Below are 18,376 nucleotides of genomic sequence, written 5' to 3'. Positions count from 1 at the left end.
ACTGAAAGCGAACATGGACAAGATACCCGACCTTCCCAATATCGATCCGGCGCGCCTCGACCTGCCGGCCGCCAAGCGGCTCGCTCCCGCGGACGGCGTCGACCATCCGCCGCGCATCCTGATGCTGTACGGCTCGCTGCGCGAGCGCTCGTTCAGCCGCCTGCTGACGGAAGAAGCGGCGCGCATCCTGCGCCACTTCGGCGCCGAAGTGAAGATCTTCGATCCGGCCGGGTTGCCGATGGTGGGCGGCGCGCCCGATACCCACCCGAAGGTGGCCGAGCTGCGTGAACTATGCATCTGGTCCGAGGGCCAGGTGTGGTGCAGCCCCGAACGCCACGGTGCGGTGACGGCGGTATTCAAGAACCAGATCGACTGGATCCCGCTCGAACAGGGCTCGGTGCGTCCCAGCCAGGGCAAGACGCTGGCCGTGATGCAGGTCTGCGGCGGCTCGCAGTCCTTCAACGTGGTCAATACCCTGCGCCTGCTGGGCCGCTGGATGCGCATGTTCACGATTCCGAACCAGTCGTCGGTGCCGATGGCCTACAAGGAATTCGGCGACGACGACCGCATGCGCCCGTCCGCCTACTACGAGCGCGTGGTCGACGTCATGGAGGAGCTCTACAAGATCACGCTACTGATGCGCGGCAGCAGCGATTACCTGACGGACCGCTACAGCGAACGCAGCGAGCGCGCCAACCAGGCGATCGACCGCCAGATCGCGCGCTTGTGAGCCGGCGCGCCACGCTGCTACCATGAAGCCATGACCGACATCCGCACTGCTTCCAGCCTGGACGCCGCGCGCATCTGCGCCATCTACAACCACTACGTCGCCACCACCACGATCTCGTTCGAGGAGGCGCCGGTGCTTGATTCCGACATGGCCGAACGCGTCGCGGACGTCACCAAGGGCGGCCTGCCGTGGCTGGTGCTGGAGGTCGACGGCGTGGTGGCCGGCTATGCATACGCCACCAAATGGCGCGCCAGGCCGGCCTATCGCCATGCGGTGGAAAGCAGCGTCTATCTGGATCCCGCGCTGGCGGGCCGCGGGCACGGCCGGCGCCTCTACGAACGGCTGCTCGCCGAGCTGCGCACCCGCGGACTGCATACGGTCATCGCGGGCATCGCCCAGCCCAACGAGCGCAGCGTGGCGCTGCACGAGCGCCTGGGCTTTTGCAAGGTCGCCCACTTCGCCGAGGTAGGCCTGAAGTTCGGGCGCCGGCTGGACGTCGGTTACTGGCAGCTACTCCTCTGTGACGCCCCGGAATGAAAAAAGCCACCTTGCGGTGGCTTTTCACATGATACTTGGCGGAGAGGGTGGGATTCGCCTACATCCTGCAGGCCGCGGCATCGCGAGTACGCGATGCCCTTCAAATCCCACACGCAGGGCGCGCAGGCGCCCTGCTCCTCTGCGAGGCCGCGGAATGAAAAAAGCCACCTCGCGGTGGCTGTTTTCATGATACTTGGCGGAGAGGGTGGGATTCGAACCCACGGTACGGTCACCCGTACGCCTGATTTCGAGTCAGGTACATTCGACCACTCTGCCACCTCTCCGGCTTTGGTCGATCCTTGCAGTGGGCTGCAAGAGACCGCCATTATAGACACATTCCCGAAAAATGGAAGGGGAAAATGTGCATGCAAGCACGATTCCCCTATGCCACCACTCAGGCAGCCGGCGCCAGACGCTCCAGCCCGCCCATGTACGGACGCAGCACTTCCGGAATCACGACGCTGCCGTCGGCCTGCTGGTAGTTCTCCAGCACCGCCACCAGGGTGCGGCCCACGGCCAGGCCCGAGCCGTTCAGGGTATGCACCAGTTCCGGCTTGCCGGCCGCATTGCGGAAGCGGGCCTGCATGCGGCGCGCCTGGAAGGCTTCGCAGTTCGACAGCGACGAGATCTCGCGGTAGGTGTTCTGCGCCGGCAGCCACACCTCGAGGTCGTAGGTCTTGGCGGCGCTAAAGCCCATGTCGCCGGTGCACAGTTGCATCACGCGGTATGGCAGGCCGAGCGAGGTCAGGATGAATTCGGCCTGGCCGACCATCTCTTCCAGCGCCGCGTAGGACTGCTCCGGATGCACCACCTGGACCAGCTCGACCTTGTCGAACTGGTGCTGGCGGATCATGCCGCGGGTGTCGCGGCCATAGCTGCCGGCTTCGGAACGGAAGCACGGAGTATGCGCGGTCATCCTGATCGGCAATTCGTCCAGCGCCACGATCTCGTCGCGCACCACGTTGGTCAGCGAGACTTCGGAGGTCGGGATCAGGTAGAAGTTCTCGCCCTCGCCTTCGGCGCCGCCCTTCTTCACCGAGAACAGGTCGGCCTCGAACTTCGGCAGCTGGCCGGTGCCGCGCAGCGAATCGGCGTTGACCATGTACGGGGTGTAGCACTCGGTATAGCCGTGCTGGCCGGTGTGGGTGTCGAGCATGAACTGCGCCAGCGCGCGGTGCAGGCGCGCCATGCCGCCCTTCATCATCGAGAAGCGCGAGCCGGTGACCTTGGTCGCGGTCTCGAAGTCCAGGCCCAGGCGCTCGCCGATGTCGACGTGGTCGCGCACCTCGAAATCGAAGGCGGTTGGCGTACCGACCTTGCGCACTTCCAGGTTGGCGCTTTCGTCCTTGCCTTCCGGCGTGCTCTCGTGCGGCAGGTTGGGCAGTGCAGCGATGAAGCTCGCCAGCTTGGCCTGGACCTCGCCCAGCGCCACTTCGTTGGCCTTGAGCTCGTCGCCCAGTCCGGCAACCTCGGCCATCACGGCCGTCGTGTCTTCGCCTTTGCCCTTCAGCATGCCGATCTGCTTCGACAGCGAATTGCGCTTGCCTTGCAGTTCTTCGGTGCGCGTCTGGATCGCCTTGCGTTCGGCCTCCAGCGCATTGAAACTGGCCACATCGAGCTGGTACTTGCGGGTCGCCAGGCGGGCGGCGACGTTGTCGATGTCTTTGCGGAGAAGTTGGATGTCAATCATGTCTGGTTGGACTGGGCTGTGTATCGAAAACACAATTGTACCAAGCCGACCGACATTATTTGCGAGATTCGGCAACCATGCTGCCGGGGCCTCGTCAAGCTGCCCCTAAAACCGGCTTGCGCCGGTTTTAGCGGGCCGCCAGGCGCGGCGCGCTGACGATCACGGTCTGGATGCTGGCCATGTCGATCGCCGGGGCGGTCGATGCGGCGATCTCGACCGGGCGCTCGTTGGCGGTAGCGAAACTGGCGACCAGGCCCAGGGCGGCGACGGCGAGGAACAGGGCTTCGAAGTTTTTACGGATGTTCATGATGGCTCCTTCAGGGGTTGGGTGATTCGCGAATTGCTTTGCGATGGTGGTACTTTAGCCACCAGCCCCGTGAATCGCCATCGACTTGCGACGAAGCGCATGAAACGCGGCGCAGAATGCATCAATGCGCGACCAGGCGCCCAATGCCGGCACATTGCGCGCCGTTGAAGGAAGAAAGGAAGGAGGAAGGACTGGCGCCGGGCTCACCGGCGCCACGCGCATGCCTACGAACCGTCGCCGTTGGCGCGCGCCTCGTCATCCAGGCTGCGCAGCCAGGCCAGCTTCTCGGCGATCTTGGATTCGATCCCGCGCGGCACCGGCTGGTACCAGCCCGGCTCGGGCATTCCATCCGGCAGATAGGTTTCGCCGGCCGCATACGCGTTCGGCTCGTCATGCGCATAGCGGTACTCGTGACCGTAGCCCAGCTCTTTCATGAGCTTGGTCGGCGCATTGCGCAAGTGGACCGGCACCTCGCGCGACTTGTCCTTGCGCACGAAGGCCATCGCCGCATTGAAGGCGTTGTAGCCGGCATTGCTCTTGGATGCGACCGCCAGGTAGACCACGGCCTGGCCCAGCGCCAGCTCGCCTTCGGGCGAACCGAGCCGCTCGTAGGTCGCGGCGGCGTCGTTGGCCAACTGGATCGCGCGCGGATCGGCGATGCCGATGTCTTCCCAGGCCATGCGCACGATGCGGCGTGACAGGTACTTGGCGTCGGCGCCGCCGTCGAGCATCCGGCACAGCCAGTACAGGGCGGCATCGGGGTGCGAGCCGCGCACCGATTTGTGCAGGGCCGAGATCTGGTCGTAGAAATTGTCACCGCCCTTGTCGAAGCGGCGCGCATTGAGCGTCAGCGCGTTCTCGACGAACTCGGCGGTGATGCGGTTAGTGCCGGCGGTATTGGCCGAGGTGCTGGTCTGCTCGAGCAGGTTCAGGAAGCGGCGCGCATCGCCGTCGGCATAGCCGACCAGGGTGTCGATCGCCAGTTCGTCGAATTCCAGGTGCTGCAGGGCCTGTTCGCGGGCGCGCGCCAGCAGCTGGCGCATCTCGGCGTCGGTCAATGCCTTGAGCACGTAGACCTGCGAGCGCGACAGCAGCGCCGAATTGACTTCGAACGACGGGTTCTCGGTGGTGGCACCGATCAGTGTCACCAGGCCGCTTTCCACGAACGGCAGCAAGGCGTCCTGCTGCGATTTATTGAAGCGGTGGATCTCGTCGATGAACAGGATCGTGTGCTTGCCGCGGGCCAGGTACTGCTCGGCCTGCTCGATCGCCGCGCGGATGTCCTTGACGCCCGACAGGACCGCCGACAGCGCGATGAATTCGCAGTCGAAGGCGTAGGCGGTCAGGCGCGCCAGCGTGGTCTTGCCCACGCCCGGCGGGCCCCACAGGATCATCGAATGCGGCTTGCCGGACTTGAAGACCAGGTTCAGCGGCTTGCCCGGGCCCAGCAGGTGGCTCTGGCCGACCACCTCGTCGATGGTGCGCGGACGCAGGGCTTCGGCCAGCGGCGCGGCCGGCTCGGTCTTGAACAGGTCATCCGTGGCCATGGATGCGGATAGGCGAATGGTTGTGCATGGGGCGTAGTGTATCCGATGCACGACGGGGCCGCGCGGCGCGCACGCCCCGTTGATGGCTTACTGGTTCACGACGTCGGCGCCCTGCGGCGCCGTGAACTTGAACTGCTGCGCACCCAGTTGCGGGTTGCGCTGGAAATTGGTGAAGGTCAGGCGCGAAGTCTGGCCGAAGGTATCCTTCAATTCCATCGCCATCGGCACGCCGCCCTTGAGGCCGATGCTGATCTGCTCGAACGAAGTGTCCTTGGCCTTCGGCACCGCGTTCAGCCACTCCATGCCGTCGCGCGCGCCGGCTTCGCTCAGCGTGAAGTTCTCTTCCAGCTTGTTGCTGCCGAACAGGATCGCGGCCGGCGAGCTGCCCAGCGCATTGCCGAGCTTGCGGGTGGTGACCTGGTTCAGGTCCTTGTCGTAGATGTACAGGGTTTCGCCGTCGGCCTGCAGCACCTGCTCGTAGGGCTTCTGGTAGGTCCAGATGAACTTGCCGGGGCGGGCGAACACGAAGCTGCCGCTCGAGGCCGGCGTGGCCTTGCCGCTCTTCGATTTGCCCAGCTGCTGCTGGGTGAATTCGCCCTTGGCCGACTGGGTCGAGGCGACGAAGGATTTGAACTGGTCGAGGGCGGCGGCGCTCGCCAAGGCCGGCAAAGCGAAGGCGCTCGCAGCCACCAGCGCGGCAAAAGTGAATTTGGTCATTGATTGCATTCAGCGTTCCTTTATTGTTATTCGGCGCTTGCAGTCGGCACCAGGATGTCGCGGTTGCCGTTCGACTGCATCGGCGACACCATGCCGTTCTGCTCCATTTGCTCGATCAGGCGGGCGGCCCGGTTGTAGCCGATGCGCAGGTGACGCTGCACCAGCGAGATCGAGGCCTTGCGGTTCTTGAGCACGACCTGCACCGCCTGGTCGTACATGGCGTCGGATTCGCCGCCGCCCTCGCCCGCCACCGCGCCGTCGGCGCCCCCTTCTTCCAGGGTGCCGCCTTCGAGGATGCCTTCAATATAATTGGGTTCGCCCTGCTCCTGCAGATGTTTTACAACTCGATGCACTTCGTCGTCCGACACGAAGGCGCCGTGCACGCGGATCGGCAGGCCGGTGCCGGGCGGCATATAGAGCATGTCGCCCATGCCCAGCAAGGTCTCGGCGCCCATCTGGTCGAGAATCGTGCGCGAGTCGATCTTGGACGAGACCTGGAACGCGATGCGGGTCGGAATGTTGGCCTTGATCAGGCCGGTGATCACGTCGACCGACGGGCGCTGGGTCGCGAGAATCAGGTGGATGCCGGCAGCGCGCGCCTTCTGGGCAATACGCGCGATCAGCTCTTCCACCTTCTTGCCGACGACCATCATCAGGTCGGCCAGTTCGTCGATGATGATGACGATGGTCGGCAGTTTTTCCAGCGGCTCGGGCGCGTCCGGCGTGATCGAGAACGGGTTCGGGATGTGTTCCTCGCGCTTGGCGGCGTCGAGGATCTTGCCGTTGTAGCCGGCCAGGTTACGCACGCCCAGCTTGCTCATGAGCTTGTAGCGGCGTTCCATTTCGTTGACCGCCCAGTTCAGCGCGTGGCCGGCCTGGCGCATATCGGTCACCACCGGCGCCAGCAGGTGCGGAATACCTTCGTAGACCGACATCTCCAGCATCTTCGGGTCGATCAGGATCAGGCGCACATCGGCCGGATCGGCTTTATACAGCAGCGACAGGATGGTGGCGTTGATGCCAACCGATTTACCCGAACCGGTCGTGCCCGCCACCAGCAGGTGCGGCATCTTGGCCAGGTCGGCCACCACCGGCTTGCCGGCGATGTCCTTGCCCAGGGCCACGGTCAGGCTCGAGGCGCTATCGCCATACACCTTGGAACCGAGGATCTCGGTCAGGCGCACGATCTGCCGCTTCGGATTCGGCAATTCGAGGGCCATATAGTTCTTGCCGGGGATGGTCTCGACCACGCGGATCGAGGTCAGCGACAGCGAACGCGCCAGGTCGCGCGCCAGGTTGACGATCTGGCTGCCCTTGACGCCGGTGGCCGGCTCGATCTCGTAGCGAGTGACGACCGGGCCCGGATAGGCGGCCACGACCTTGGCTTCGACGCCGAAGTCGGACAGCTTCTTCTCGATCAGGCGGCTGGTGAACTCCAGCGTCTCCACGGCCACCGATTCCTGGGCCGCCGGCGCATCGTCCAGCAGGGCCAGCGGCGGCAGGCCGGTGTCGCCGTTGATGTCCTGGAACAGCGGCGACTGGCGCTCCTTCTCGGCGCGCTCGGATTTCGGCACGCTGACCATCTGCGGCTCGATCTTGATGGTGGGCGCCACCGCCTGGGCCGATGCCAGCGGCGCTGGAGCAGCGGCCGGCTTTGGCGCCGGCGGCGCGATCTCCAGCGACGGCTCGGTCTTCACGACCGGGATCGGCTTGTCCGCATGCTTTTCGGTGAACTTGGCGCGCTCGTTGACCACCACTTCGTCGCGCTTGACGGCGGCGGCTTCGCCATGGCGGCGGTCCTCGATGTCTTCCATGCGCAGGCGGAACCAGTCGATGGTGCCATCGAACACGGCGCCGATGCGCTCGGCCACGTTCAGCCACGACACCTGGAAGAACAGCGAAAAACCCAGGAAGAACAGCAGCAGCAGGAGCAGGGTCGCGCCGGTCGAGCCGAAGGCGACGTGGCTGGCGTGGCCGATCAGCTGGCCCAGCACTCCGCCCGGGGCGCGCGGCAGCTCGACGTCCCACGACCACATGCGCAGGTATTCCAGGCCGACGCTGCCGGCGAACATCAGGGCGAAGCCGATCCAGCGCACGTACATCTCGCCGTGGTGCGGTTCCTCCACCTTGGTGCCGAGCTTGTCGGTGAGCCGGCGCCAGCCGCGCCAGACCTGGCGCAGGAAGATCACGCCCCACCACCAGGCCGAGAAACCGAATATGAACAGCAACAGGTCGGACAGCCAGGCGCCCGCGCGCCCGCCCAGGTTGGCGATGCGCGGCACGACGTTGGCGTGCGACCAGCCGGGATCGAGCTTGCTGTAGCTGAGCAGGATCAGGACGAAATACAGGAAGGCGACGGCGCCGGCGATCCAGCGCGCCTCGGACAGCAGGCGCGCGAGGCGGCCCGGCAGCGGGCGGCGGGCGGTGGCGCTGGCCTGGGTGTGGGTGTATCCGGAGGTGCTGGCTTGGCTATTCTTGCTCATTACAGGTACTGCGGAAGTAAGTACTATCGACGATCCGCCCATTCTAAGCGATATACGGCCGCGTTGCCCCTACGATTCATGCACATCTGCATCATCGACTATAATCGGCGCTCTTCGGACACCCTCTGGCAGACCCTGGTGGCCCTTGATTCCTGTCAGGCCGCCCCCAATTGCCGTGTGTCCATATAACAACCACGTGAAGCAAAGAGCGCCGCCATGACTACTACCAAACACGCCAAAGTCCTCATTCTCGGTTCCGGGCCAGCCGGCTACAGCGCCGCGGTGTACGCCGCCCGCGCCAACCTGAAGCCGATGCTGGTGACCGGCGTCGAACAGGGCGGCCAGCTGATGACCACCACCGACGTCGAGAACTGGCCGGGCGATCCGCTGGGCGTGCAAGGTCCGGAACTGATGCAGCGCCTGCTGCAGCATGCCGAGCGCTTCAACACCGAGATCGTGTTCGACCATATCCACACGACGTATTTGAACGAAAAGCCGATTCGCCTGGTCGGCGACAGCCATACCTTCACCTGCGACGCCCTGATCATCGCCACCGGCGCCTCGGCCCAGTACCTGGGCCTGCCGTCGGAACAGGCCTTCATGGGCCGCGGCGTGTCGGCCTGCGCCACCTGCGACGGCTTCTTCTACCGCAACCAGGAAGTCGCGGTCATCGGCGGCGGCAATACCGCGGTCGAGGAAGCCCTGTACCTGGCCGGCATCGCCTCGAAAGTCACCCTGATCCACCGCCGCGACAAGTTCCGCGCCGAGCCGATCCTGGTCGACCGCCTGATGCACAAAGTCAGCGAAGGCAAGATCGTGCTGGAGCTGAACCAGACCCTGGACGAAGTCCTGGGCGACCAGAGCGGCGTGACCTCGCTGCGCCTGAAGTCGGCGGTCGACGGCGCCACCAAGGAACTGAACGTGCACGGCCTGTTCGTGGCGATCGGCCACAAGCCGAACACCGGCATCTTCGAAGGCCAGCTCGAGATGCACAGCGGCGGCTACCTGGTGACCAGGTCGGGCCTGGAAGGCATGGCGACGGCGACCAGCGTGCCGGGCGTGTTCGCCGCCGGCGACGTGCAGGATCACATCTATCGCCAGGCGATCACCAGCTCGGGCACCGGCTGCATGGCCGCGCTCGATGCCCAGCGCTACCTGGAAGCGCTGGAGGACGATCCCAAATAAGCGACTGCAAGTAATCAACGCAACAAGAAGGTAGCGAAGCGATGGCGGGCATGAAGGATTTCGGCGAGCTGAAAGGCTTGCGCGACCGGCTCAAGGAAGAAGAGCGCGTGCGCGCCATCGAGCAGGCCGAACGCGAGAAGCGCGAGCGCATCGCGCGCGAGCGGGCGGTCGAATTCCGCACCTCGATGGAAGGCGTGCACAAGCTGCCCGAATCCGACCGCTACGTGCACCGCCCGGTGTACGTGGCGCCCAGCGCCGCGCGGGCGCGCGCGCAACTCTCCCCCGAGGAAGAAACGGCGGACGTGCTGCGCGCCTCGATGTCGGATGAACTGTCGGACCTGTTCGACGTCGAGGGCATGCTCGACGAAGACCCGTCCATGAGCTATGCGCGCGACGGCGTCGGCCCCGACGTCGTGAAAAAGCTGCGCAAGCGCCACTGGCCGATCCAGGACGAGCTCGACCTGCACGGCCTGACCCGCGACGGCGCGCGCGACGCCCTCACCGATTTCCTGCACCGCGCCAACCGGCGCGGGGTGCGCTGCGTGCGCATCATCCACGGCATCGGCTACGGTTCGCCCAAGGGCGAGCCGGTGCTGCGCAGCATCGTGCACAGCTGGCTGGTGCAGAAAAACGAAGTCATCGCCTTCTGCGCCGCCGGCCGCACCGACGGCGGCCATGGCGCCCTGATCGCCCTGCTGCGCCCCGCCCTGCACGATTGATGTTGCGCCGGTTAGACGCTGGCGACCGCGTCGTGTGACAATGAGCCGTTTCACAGTTGCAATTTGTCCGGAACTCGTCCGTTAATTGTAGAATGCCTCGACGCCGGACACGCCGGCCGATCGACAAAGGGGATGTGTATTGAAGGCAACGCAAGCAGTTCCAATGGAACATGGACGGCAGGTCGACCTGTCATCCTGTGCTGACGAGCCTATCCATATTCCCGGCTCGATCCAGCCGCACGGCGCGCTGCTGTTCTTCCAGGATGATGGTCAGCTCGAAGGCTGGAGCGGGAACGTTCCGGCCTTGCTCGGTGTCGTCCCCCAGCTGGGCTCGTCGTATGCCGCGCTGGCGCTGCCGCAGGTGGCGGTGGAAGCGATCGCCGACTGCATCGCCGCGCGCGACGACGAAGACGCCGCGCCGCTGGCCGCCGGCCTCACCATCGGCGACGCCGAATACGACTGCGTGGTGCACGCGCAGCATGGGCGCATCCTCGCCGAATTCGAGCTGCGCGAGACGTCGAGCGAGGAAGTGTCGCGCTTCGCGATCAAGGCGCACGGCCTGATCGACCGCCTGCGCCGCCAGAAGACCATCGACGCCCTGCTCGCATCCGCCGTCCAGCAGGTGCGCGAATTCACCGGTTTCGACCGCGTGATGGCCTACCGTTTCCGTGCCGACGACAGCGGCGACGTGGTGGCCGAGAGCCGGCGCGACGACCTGGTGCCGTATCTCGGCCAACGATACCCTGCCGGGGATATTCCTGCCCAGGCGCGCCGCCTGTACACGCTCAACACCCTGCGCGTGATCGCCGACATGGACTACAACGCGGTGCCGCTGCACGGCGCGCCGGGCGCCGCGCCGCTCGACATGAGCTTCGCGGTGCTGCGCAGCGTGTCGCCGGTGCACGTCGAGTACCTCAAGAACATGCATGTGCGCGCGTCGATGAGCGTGTCGATCGTGATCAACGGCCGCCTGTGGGGCCTGATCGCCTGCCATCACATGTCGCCCAAGCTGGTGCCCTATGCGGTGCGCATGGCGGCCGACGTGCTGGCCCAGGTGATGGCCTCGACCATCCACAGCATCGAAGCGCGCGAGGATGCGACGCTGGCCGAGCAGTCGGCCCGGGTGCGCACCGCCCTGGTCGAATCGCTGCTGCTCGACGACGATCCGCTCGACGCCCTGGGCCAGCACGCCGGCGCGCTGATGGCGGCGTCCGGATCGCAGGCGATGATCGTCACCCAGCACGGCAAGGTCGCCGCCTACGGCGAGCTGCCGGAGGAGCTGGCGCGGGCCATCGTCGATTCGCTGCCCGAGAACGAGCACGACCTGGTGGTGCGCGAAATGGTGGCCGATTGGGCGCCGGCGCTGCGGGAGCGGCTCGGCAAATGGGCCGGCATGCTGGCCCTGCCCTTCGATCCGCTGGGCCAGGGTTGGTGCATCATGCTGCGCGTCGAACAGATCGACACCGTGGCCTGGGGCGGCCGCCCCGACAAGATCGTGGCGCTCGGCCCGCTGGGCGAGCGCCTGACGCCGCGTGGCTCGTTCGACGCCTGGCACGAGACCGTGCGCGGCTGCGCCCATCCATGGGAGACGAACGTGCTGGCCAATGCGCGCCTGACACTGGCCGAACTGGTGCGCGCGGTGAACGCGCACCGCTCGCAGACCGAGGCCACGCGCGCGCAGCTGCTGGCCATGCTCGGCCACGACCTGCGCGACCCGCTCCATTCGATCAATATGGCCGGCATGGTGCTCGAACGCACCGGCTCGGCCGGCAGCGGCAACCAGCCCACGCTGGCCAAGCGCATCCAGTCGTCGACCAACCGCATGCAGCGCATGATCAGCCAGGTGCTGGACATGAGCCGCATCGACCGCGGCATGGGCCTGGGCGTGACGCTCGAACCGGTCGACCTCAAGGCCTTGCTGGTCGACCTGATGGACGAGGCGCGTCTGGCCTATCCATCGATCCCGCTCGACCTGATCTGCGACGACGCCGCGACGGTGAACGCCGACAGCAGCCGTCTGGCGCAGGTGCTGTCCAACCTGCTGAGCAATGCACGCCACCATGGCGAGCCGGGCAAACCGGTGACCGTCTGCCTGAAGGCGCACGACGGCGAAGCCTCGGTCGCGGTAAGCAACGCGGGTGCGCCGATCGCGCCGGAGACGGTGGCGACGCTGTTCAATCCCTTCAAGCGCGCCTCGCTGAACAATCCGCGCAACCGCACCGGCATGGGCCTGGGGCTGTACATCGCGCAGCAGATCGTGCGCGAGCACCGCGGCGAGATCGCCTACCGCCACGAGGACGGACGAGTGGTGTTTACCCTGCGCCTGCCGCTGGCCGGCGCCTGATCAGCGCCGCACCTCAGTGCCGGATCGCCTTGACCAGCGTTGGCAAGGTCCAGCCGCCACCAGCGGCGATGCCGCGGCACATGCCGGTCGTGCTTGACGCCGTGTGCACGAAGCGCCGCCCATCCCACACCCATTCGTCGTGGCCCCAGCAGTCGCCGATGCCGCGCCCCTTGTGCGCCGCGCCGATGACGCCCTTGTCGTAATCGGTGCCCGATTGCGTCACCAGTTGCGGGGAGAATGGTGGCTTGCGATTGGCGACCCAGTAGCCGTGCCCTTCGTTGTAGGCGCCGCGCCAGCAGCGCGCCGAGACCAGCATCGTCGTCGACGTGAGCGGCGCGTAGGCGAACTTGCTTTCGCCGGTGGCGATTGCCTCGAGGTCGCCACAGTCCTCATTGCCGGCGGTCTTGCGCAATGTCGCCAGCAGGATCCGTTCGTCCTCCTTGCCTGGCGGCGCCAGCGCGCCCGCCGCGACCGGCGCCGCCGCGATCACCGGCGCCGGCAGCGGCGGCAACACGTCGCGCTCCGGCCTGCCGCCCTTGCGCATGGCGGCGCCCGGCGTGCCCAGGCGCCCCTGGAATTCATCCATCTTGAGCAGGACCGCCGACGCGCCCTTGCCCGACAAGCTCCAGGTGCGTCCGCCCGCGCGCCAGGCCACCTTGCCGCTGCCGGCCACCGCGCGCAGCAGCGCCTCGGTCTGGGAGGCGCTCAGGCTGCCGATCGACTCGTCGTCTTTGAGCTCGACCGTGCCGAGCGCGCGGCCGTCGACCTGCATCGCCAGCGTCGCGGGCAGGTCGACGCCGTCTTCGGCCTCGCCGAGCCGCAGCCGGCCGACGAACGGCTCGCCGGGGCCGGCCCTGCGTTCGAGCAGCACGGACAGCGGAGGATGGCGGCCGTCCTCCGCGTGGTAGCCGGCGGCGCGGCAGGTGCGGGTATTGTCGCAGGCGAGTTCCCAGTCGTGGTGCTGGAAAGACAGTTGCGGCAAGCCGGCCGCATGCAGCGGCATGGCGCAGTTGGCGGCGGCCAGGGCCGCCATCGGGATCAAGGGGAAGCGCATGCGCGAAGCGTCTTTCTGTCGTCGTTGGCAGGGGCGCAGATTTACCTTACGTAAGTCTGCGGGCGCATGGTAGTCTAACAACACTTCCCGCTTCCTGCTGCTGCATGACCCTCATCAAGTTCATCGAAATCATGGCGATCCTGGTCGGCGCGTTTTCCGGCTTCATCGAGGCGCGACGCAAGCGCATGGACCTGGTCGGGGTATTCACGGTCGCCTTCATCACCGCTTTCGGCGGCGGCACCTTGCGCGACATCCTGCTCGACAAGCGTCCCCTGTTCTGGGTCACCCACCAGGAGTATGCGATCGCGATCTTCGTGCTGGCGCTGGTGGCCTCGCCGCTGATCCGCACGCTGCGCCAGATCGTGTCCGAACGCCTGATCGTGGTGGCCGACGCGGTGGGACTGGGACTGTTCTCGATCGCCGGGACCTCGGCGGCGCTGGCGGCCGAGATGCCGATCTTCATCGCCTCGATGATGGGCGTGATCACCGGGATCTTCGGCGGCGTGCTGCGCGACATCGTCTGCAACGAAGTGCCGATGGTGTTCCGCGACGGCAAACCGTATGCGATCTGCGCCTTCCTCGGCAACTGGCTGTTCCTGTTGATGGGTAAATACGGCGTGTCGCACGACTTCGCGCTGTGGTCGAGCTGCCTGTTCATCAGTGGGCTCAGGCTGCTGACGTGGAAGTTCGATATGCGGATGGGGCGTTGACGACACTGCCGCCCGGGTAGTTACGTGAGTTAATTCAGCTCAATCACTACCAATACCACAGTGCTATATTCGCGCTCTGCCAATGAGGAGGAGCGCGCGCCCCGTTCCGCACGGAAGAAACTCGTGCGACGAGCAAACAAGGGCTCGACACCGATCATGAGTCGCTCTTTCACCCTACGGCACCTCCATCGGATCTTGCTCGTCTTCATCAATCTGCTGTCCACGATTCCGGCTGTGGCAAGCGACATTCGCGAACCAGGAAGAGACACCAGCATCATCGGAGAGTGGGAAATAAAATCCGTGCTGGATTATGCGACTATCTCCGTCGGCGAAGATCAGGCAAGGTCCTTGATCGGCAAGGACCTGATTATCAGTAGGGAAAAGATCGAACTCGGCAGTCGGGTTTGCTCCGAATCGAGCTTCCTTGCCGAGAGCGTGGAAACGAATATCGAGCTCCGGGAAAATGCGCGTACAAACAACGATAGACTGCGCTTGCCCAATCCCGTTACCGTCGTGGAGCTGAGTTGCGCCTACGCCTACATCAGGAACAAGAACAGGATCGTCCTGGCCTGGAACGGTGTCTTCTTCGACGCCATTCGTAAAAAGTGGCCGGGACCAACTACCCTCCCCCGCCAACCCTCGACCGGCACCAGATAGACAAGCGACACCCTGCACCGCTTGTCCGTCCGCGGCCGACCAGCCAGCTTACACCGCGTCCGCGCCCGTCTCGCCGGTACGAATACGAATCACCTGCTCCACGTTCTGCACGAAAATCTTGCCGTCGCCGATCTTGCCGGTGCGCGCGGCCTTGATGATGGCGTCGACCACCTGCTCTGCCATCGGATCGTCCACCACCACCTCGATCTTCACCTTCGGCAGGAAGTCGACCACGTATTCGGCGCCGCGATACAGCTCGGTATGGCCCTTCTGGCGGCCGAAACCCTTCACTTCGGTCACGGTCAGGCCGGTCACGTTCACCTCGGCCAGCGCTTCGCGCACTTCGTCGAGCTTGAACGGCTTGATCACGCAAGTAATCTGTTTCATGGTGTTGGTCCTTTCAAATACCAGGGTGAATCGGGGATGTTCGCCAGGTCGTCCAGCCACACGGTGGCCTCGGAATCGGATGGCGCACGCCAGTCGCCGCGCGGCGACAGCGAGCCGCCGTTGCCGACCTTCGGTCCGTTCGGCACGCAGGAACGCTTGAACTGGCTGGTCTTGAAGAAGCGGAACAGGAATATCCCCAGGTTCCGCTTGATGGCGCCCAGGTCATACTGGTTGCGCGTGCCAAGTTCCTCGGGCCAGCGGCCGGTTTCCCTGTCCTGCCAGGCCGAATACGCCAGGAAGGCCGTCTTGCTCGGCTTGTAGCCGTAGCGCAGCGTGTAGAACAGGTTGAAGTCCTGCAGCTCGTAGGGGCCGATCCGGTCCTGCGTGCTTTGCGCGGGCTTGTCGTCGTTGTCACCGCCCGGCACCAGCTCGGGGCTGATCTCGGTGTCGAGGATGTCGAGCAGCACCTGCGCCCGGTCGCCGACCACACTGCCGGTGTCGGCCACCCAGCGCACCAGGTAAGAGATCAGGGTCTTGGGCACGCTGGCGTTGACGTTGTAGTGCGACATATGGTCGCCCACGCCATAGGTGCACCAGCCCAGCGCCAGCTCGGACAGGTCGCCGGTGCCGATCACGATTCCGTTGTGGAAGTTCGCCAGGCGGAACAGGTGATTGGTGCGCTCGCCCGCCTGCACGTTCTCGAAGGTGATGTCGTACTCCGCCTTGCCCTCCACATAAGGGTGGCCGAGGTCCTTCAGCATCTGGATGCAGCTCGGGCGGATGTCGATCTCTTGCGCGCTGCAGCCCACCGCCGCCATCAGGTCGCGCGCCTGCCTGAGCGTGCGGCCGCTTGTCGCGAAGCCCGGCATCGTATAGGCCAGGATGTTGGTGCGCGGCAGGCCGAGGCGGTCCATGGCTTTCGCGCACACCAGCAGCGCATGGGTCGAGTCCAGCCCGCCCGAGACGCCGATCACCACTTTCTGGATGCCGCTCGAGGACAGGCGCTGGATCAGGGCCTGCACCTGGATGTTGTAGACCTCCGTGCAGCGCTCGTCGCGCCGCGCGCGGTCGGCCGGCACGTAAGGGAAGCGCTCGATCGTGCGCGCCAACGGCAGGGTGCTCGCCAACGGAAGGTCGAGCTCGAAGCCAATGACGCGGAAGTTCGCGACCTCGGCGGCATGGCGCCGCACCGACTGGGCGAAGGTGGTCGCCTTCATGCGCTCGGTCGACAGGCGGTCCAGGTCCACGTCGGCGTAGATGATGTGCGAATCGTCGGCGAAGCGCTCGGACTCGGCCAGCAGCTCGCCTTTCTCGTAGATCAGCGACTGGCCGTCCCAGGCCATGTCGGTGGTCGATTCGCCGCGCCCGGCCGAGGTGTACAGATAGGCCGCCATGCAGCGCGCCGACTGCTGGCCGACCAGCTGGTGACGGTAGCCGCTCTTGCCCACCACGACGTTCGAGGCCGACAGGTTGACCAGCACCGTGGCGCCGGCCATCGCCGCGAACGAGGATGGCGGCACCGGCACCCAGACGTCCTCGCAGATCTCGACGTGGAAGCGCAGCAGCGGCAGGTTGGCCACCTCGAACAGCAGGTTCGGGCCGAACGGCACCAGCGCGCCGAACAGGTCGATCTGGTCCACCGCCGCGCAATCCGCGGGCGTGAACTGCCGGGATTCGTAAAACTCGCCATAATTAGGCAGGAAACTCTTTGGCACCACGCCCATCACCTTGCCGTTCGCGATCACGACGCCGCAGTTGAACAGCATGTGGTTGACCCGCAGCGGCATGCCGATGACCATCGCCAGCGGCAGCGTCTTCGACTCCTCGACGATGGCCGCCAGGCCCTCGAGGCAGGCATCGAGCAGCGCGCGCTGGTGGAACAGGTCGTCGCAGGTATAGGCGGACAGGCCCAGCTCGGGGAAGGCGACCAGGGCCGCGCCCTGGCTTGCTGCCTGGCGCGCGAGCAGGATGGTCTGCTCGCTGTTGTACGCCGGGTCGGCGATCCGCACGCGCGGAATGGCCACCGCGACGCGGGCGAAATGGTGCGAATAGAGATTGAAGAATGGGCTGTTCATAAAATGATCTTCGCAGTGAGACAGGTCGAGGCTGCATCAGTGCCTGTCGTCACTCACCTCGTCAATGGAAGCAATTTTGAATTATCGCACGCATATCGTTTCCGATCTGTCCGAAGTAGGCCAGGCCTCCTGGGACGCACTGGTCCAGGCCCAGGCGGCGCCGACGCCGTTTCTCTCCTACGCCTTCCTGCATGCGCTGCACGCATCCGGCAGCGCCTCGCCAGACACCGGCTGGCAGCCGCAATTCCTGCTGCTGTTCGACGAGCAGGATGCGCTGGCCGCCGCCCTGCCCCTGTACGTCAAGGGCCACTCGTATGGCGAATACGTGTTCGACTGGGCCTGGGCCGACGCTTATCAGCGCCATGGGCTCGACTATTACCCCAAGCTCCTGAGCGCGATCCCGTTCACGCCGGTGGCGGGCGCACGCCTGATGGCGCGCGATGCCGATGCGCGCGCGGCCCTGGTCGACGTGTTGTGCGCCACCCAGCGGGCGACCGAGGTTTCGTCGACCCATGTGCTGTTCCCTCCCGAGGATGAGGCGCAACAGCTGCGCGACGCCGGCTTCCTGCTGCGCAGCGGCGTGCAGTTCCATTGGCTCAACGGGGGCTACCGCAGCTTCGACGATTTTCTCGCCACCCTCGAGCAGAAGAAGCGCAAGAACATCCGCGCCGAGCGGCGCAAGGTGGCCGAAGCCGGCGTGACGCTGCGCCGGGTGCGCGGCGTCGACGCCACGCGCGAGGATTGGATGCTGTTCAACCGCTGTTACCGCAACACCTACCGCGAACACCACTCAACGCCCTACCTCAACCTGGATTTCTTCCTGCGCATCGGGGAAACGATGCCCGACAATATCCTGCTCGTGATCGCGCAGAAGGAAGGCCGCGCGATCGCGGCCTCGCTGGTGATCCACGACGCGGACACGCTGTATGGACGCTACTGGGGCGCGCTCGAGCATGTGGCTTGCCTGCACTTCGAGACGGCCTACTATCAACCGCTGGAATTCTGCATCGAGCAGGGCATCGCCACCTTCGAGGGCGGCGCCCAGGGCGAGCACAAGATGGCGCGCGGCTTCCTGCCCACCCGCACCTGGTCGGCGCACTGGCTGGCGCATCCGTCGTTCGCGGATGCGGTCGAGCGCTTCCTGGAGCGCGAGGCGGACGGGATCGACGACTACATGGATGAGCTGAACGAGCGCAATCCGTTCCGGGCGCGCTGACGGGCGAGCGCGCTGGCC

16 protein-coding genes and 1 tRNA gene are annotated in these 18,376 nt (G+C 65.6%); 8 read left to right on the top strand and 9 right to left on the bottom strand.

Annotated elements, in window-relative coordinates:
• The first annotated feature begins 13 nt into the window (after positions 1-13).
• The gene (gene arsH, locus ABIB42_RS16655; protein WP_005669584.1) at positions 14-730 is read left to right on the top strand and encodes an arsenical resistance protein ArsH; all 717 of its coding nucleotides are present in this window, start codon (positions 14-16) and stop codon (positions 728-730) included.
• A 30-nt stretch (positions 731-760) separates the two neighbouring features.
• Entirely contained in the window at positions 761-1,267 is a 507-nt protein-coding gene (locus tag ABIB42_RS16650) for an arsinothricin resistance N-acetyltransferase ArsN1 family B (protein ID WP_005669583.1), read from the top strand.
• Positions 1,268-1,461: 194 nt separating this feature from the next.
• Here the strand turns inward: ABIB42_RS16650 and ABIB42_RS16645 are convergent.
• From ABIB42_RS16645 to ABIB42_RS16620, 6 genes are all read right to left on the bottom strand, one after another.
• Positions 1,462-1,551, bottom strand: a tRNA-Ser gene (locus ABIB42_RS16645).
• 110 nt (positions 1,552-1,661) lie between these two features.
• Positions 1,662-2,957, bottom strand: a complete 1,296-nt coding sequence (serS, locus tag ABIB42_RS16640) for a serine--tRNA ligase (protein WP_005669582.1) — start codon at positions 2,955-2,957, stop codon at positions 1,662-1,664.
• A 127-nt stretch (positions 2,958-3,084) separates the two neighbouring features.
• On the bottom strand, positions 3,085-3,264 hold the full coding sequence (locus ABIB42_RS16635) for a hypothetical protein (protein ID WP_005669580.1): 180 nt from the start codon (positions 3,262-3,264) through the stop codon (positions 3,085-3,087).
• 224 nt (positions 3,265-3,488) lie between these two features.
• Positions 3,489-4,811, bottom strand: a complete 1,323-nt coding sequence (locus tag ABIB42_RS16630) for a replication-associated recombination protein A (RefSeq protein WP_005669579.1) — start codon at positions 4,809-4,811, stop codon at positions 3,489-3,491.
• 87 nt (positions 4,812-4,898) lie between these two features.
• Positions 4,899-5,537: an outer membrane lipoprotein chaperone LolA gene (gene lolA / locus ABIB42_RS16625; RefSeq protein ID WP_429248666.1), complete on the bottom strand. Its 639-nt coding sequence runs from the start codon at positions 5,535-5,537 to the stop codon at positions 4,899-4,901.
• 17 nt (positions 5,538-5,554) lie between these two features.
• On the bottom strand, positions 5,555-8,011 hold the full coding sequence (locus ABIB42_RS16620; RefSeq protein ID WP_429248665.1) for a DNA translocase FtsK: 2,457 nt from the start codon (positions 8,009-8,011) through the stop codon (positions 5,555-5,557).
• A gap of 216 nt (positions 8,012-8,227) precedes the next feature.
• Between ABIB42_RS16620 and trxB the strand changes: the two genes are divergently transcribed.
• The 3 genes from trxB (at position 8,228) to ABIB42_RS16605 (ending at position 12,259) form a co-directional block, all read left to right on the top strand.
• Positions 8,228-9,196 (top strand): thioredoxin-disulfide reductase, encoded by a 969-nt coding sequence (gene trxB / locus ABIB42_RS16615; protein WP_429248664.1) that lies wholly within the window; start codon positions 8,228-8,230, stop codon positions 9,194-9,196.
• Positions 9,197-9,237: 41 nt separating this feature from the next.
• Positions 9,238-9,915, top strand: a complete 678-nt coding sequence (locus tag ABIB42_RS16610) for a Smr/MutS family protein (RefSeq protein WP_005669573.1) — start codon at positions 9,238-9,240, stop codon at positions 9,913-9,915.
• Positions 9,916-10,078: 163 nt separating this feature from the next.
• Positions 10,079-12,259 carry an ATP-binding protein gene (locus tag ABIB42_RS16605; RefSeq protein WP_429248663.1) on the top strand — a complete coding sequence of 727 codons (2,181 nt, stop codon included), beginning with the start codon at positions 10,079-10,081 and terminating at the stop codon, positions 12,257-12,259.
• Positions 12,260-12,272: 13 nt separating this feature from the next.
• Here ABIB42_RS16605 and ABIB42_RS16600 read toward each other — a convergent pair whose 3' ends face one another.
• Positions 12,273-13,313 (bottom strand): DUF1176 domain-containing protein, encoded by a 1,041-nt coding sequence (locus ABIB42_RS16600; RefSeq protein WP_429248662.1) that lies wholly within the window; start codon positions 13,311-13,313, stop codon positions 12,273-12,275.
• Positions 13,314-13,417: 104 nt separating this feature from the next.
• Between ABIB42_RS16600 and ABIB42_RS16595 the strand changes: the two genes are divergently transcribed.
• Positions 13,418-14,023 carry a trimeric intracellular cation channel family protein gene (locus ABIB42_RS16595; protein ID WP_005669569.1) on the top strand — a complete coding sequence of 202 codons (606 nt, stop codon included), beginning with the start codon at positions 13,418-13,420 and terminating at the stop codon, positions 14,021-14,023.
• A 195-nt stretch (positions 14,024-14,218) separates the two neighbouring features.
• Positions 14,219-14,680, top strand: a complete 462-nt coding sequence (locus tag ABIB42_RS16590) for a hypothetical protein (RefSeq protein ID WP_143054610.1) — start codon at positions 14,219-14,221, stop codon at positions 14,678-14,680.
• 48 nt (positions 14,681-14,728) lie between these two features.
• Here the strand turns inward: ABIB42_RS16590 and ABIB42_RS16585 are convergent, their stop codons facing one another.
• Positions 14,729-15,067 (bottom strand): P-II family nitrogen regulator, encoded by a 339-nt coding sequence (locus ABIB42_RS16585; protein WP_005669566.1) that lies wholly within the window; start codon positions 15,065-15,067, stop codon positions 14,729-14,731.
• Positions 15,064-17,142 (bottom strand): NAD(+) synthase, encoded by a 2,079-nt coding sequence (locus tag ABIB42_RS16580; RefSeq protein WP_429248661.1) that lies wholly within the window; start codon positions 17,140-17,142, stop codon positions 15,064-15,066. Before ABIB42_RS16580 ends, ABIB42_RS16585 begins: the two co-directional genes overlap by 4 nt.
• Positions 17,143-17,206: 64 nt before the next feature.
• Here ABIB42_RS16580 and ABIB42_RS16575 point away from each other — a divergent pair, with 64 nt between their 5' ends.
• The gene (locus tag ABIB42_RS16575) at positions 17,207-18,358 is read left to right on the top strand and encodes a GNAT family N-acetyltransferase (RefSeq protein WP_219863515.1); all 1,152 of its coding nucleotides are present in this window, start codon (positions 17,207-17,209) and stop codon (positions 18,356-18,358) included.
• Positions 18,359-18,376: the final 18 nt, after the last annotated feature.

The sequence above is a fragment of the Massilia sp. UYP32 genome, assembly GCF_050434365.1.
Lineage (GTDB): Bacteria > Pseudomonadota > Gammaproteobacteria > Burkholderiales > Burkholderiaceae_D > Telluria > Telluria timonae.
Note: the sequence above shows the minus strand (reverse complement) of the source record. Positions and strands in the feature narration are given on the sequence as shown.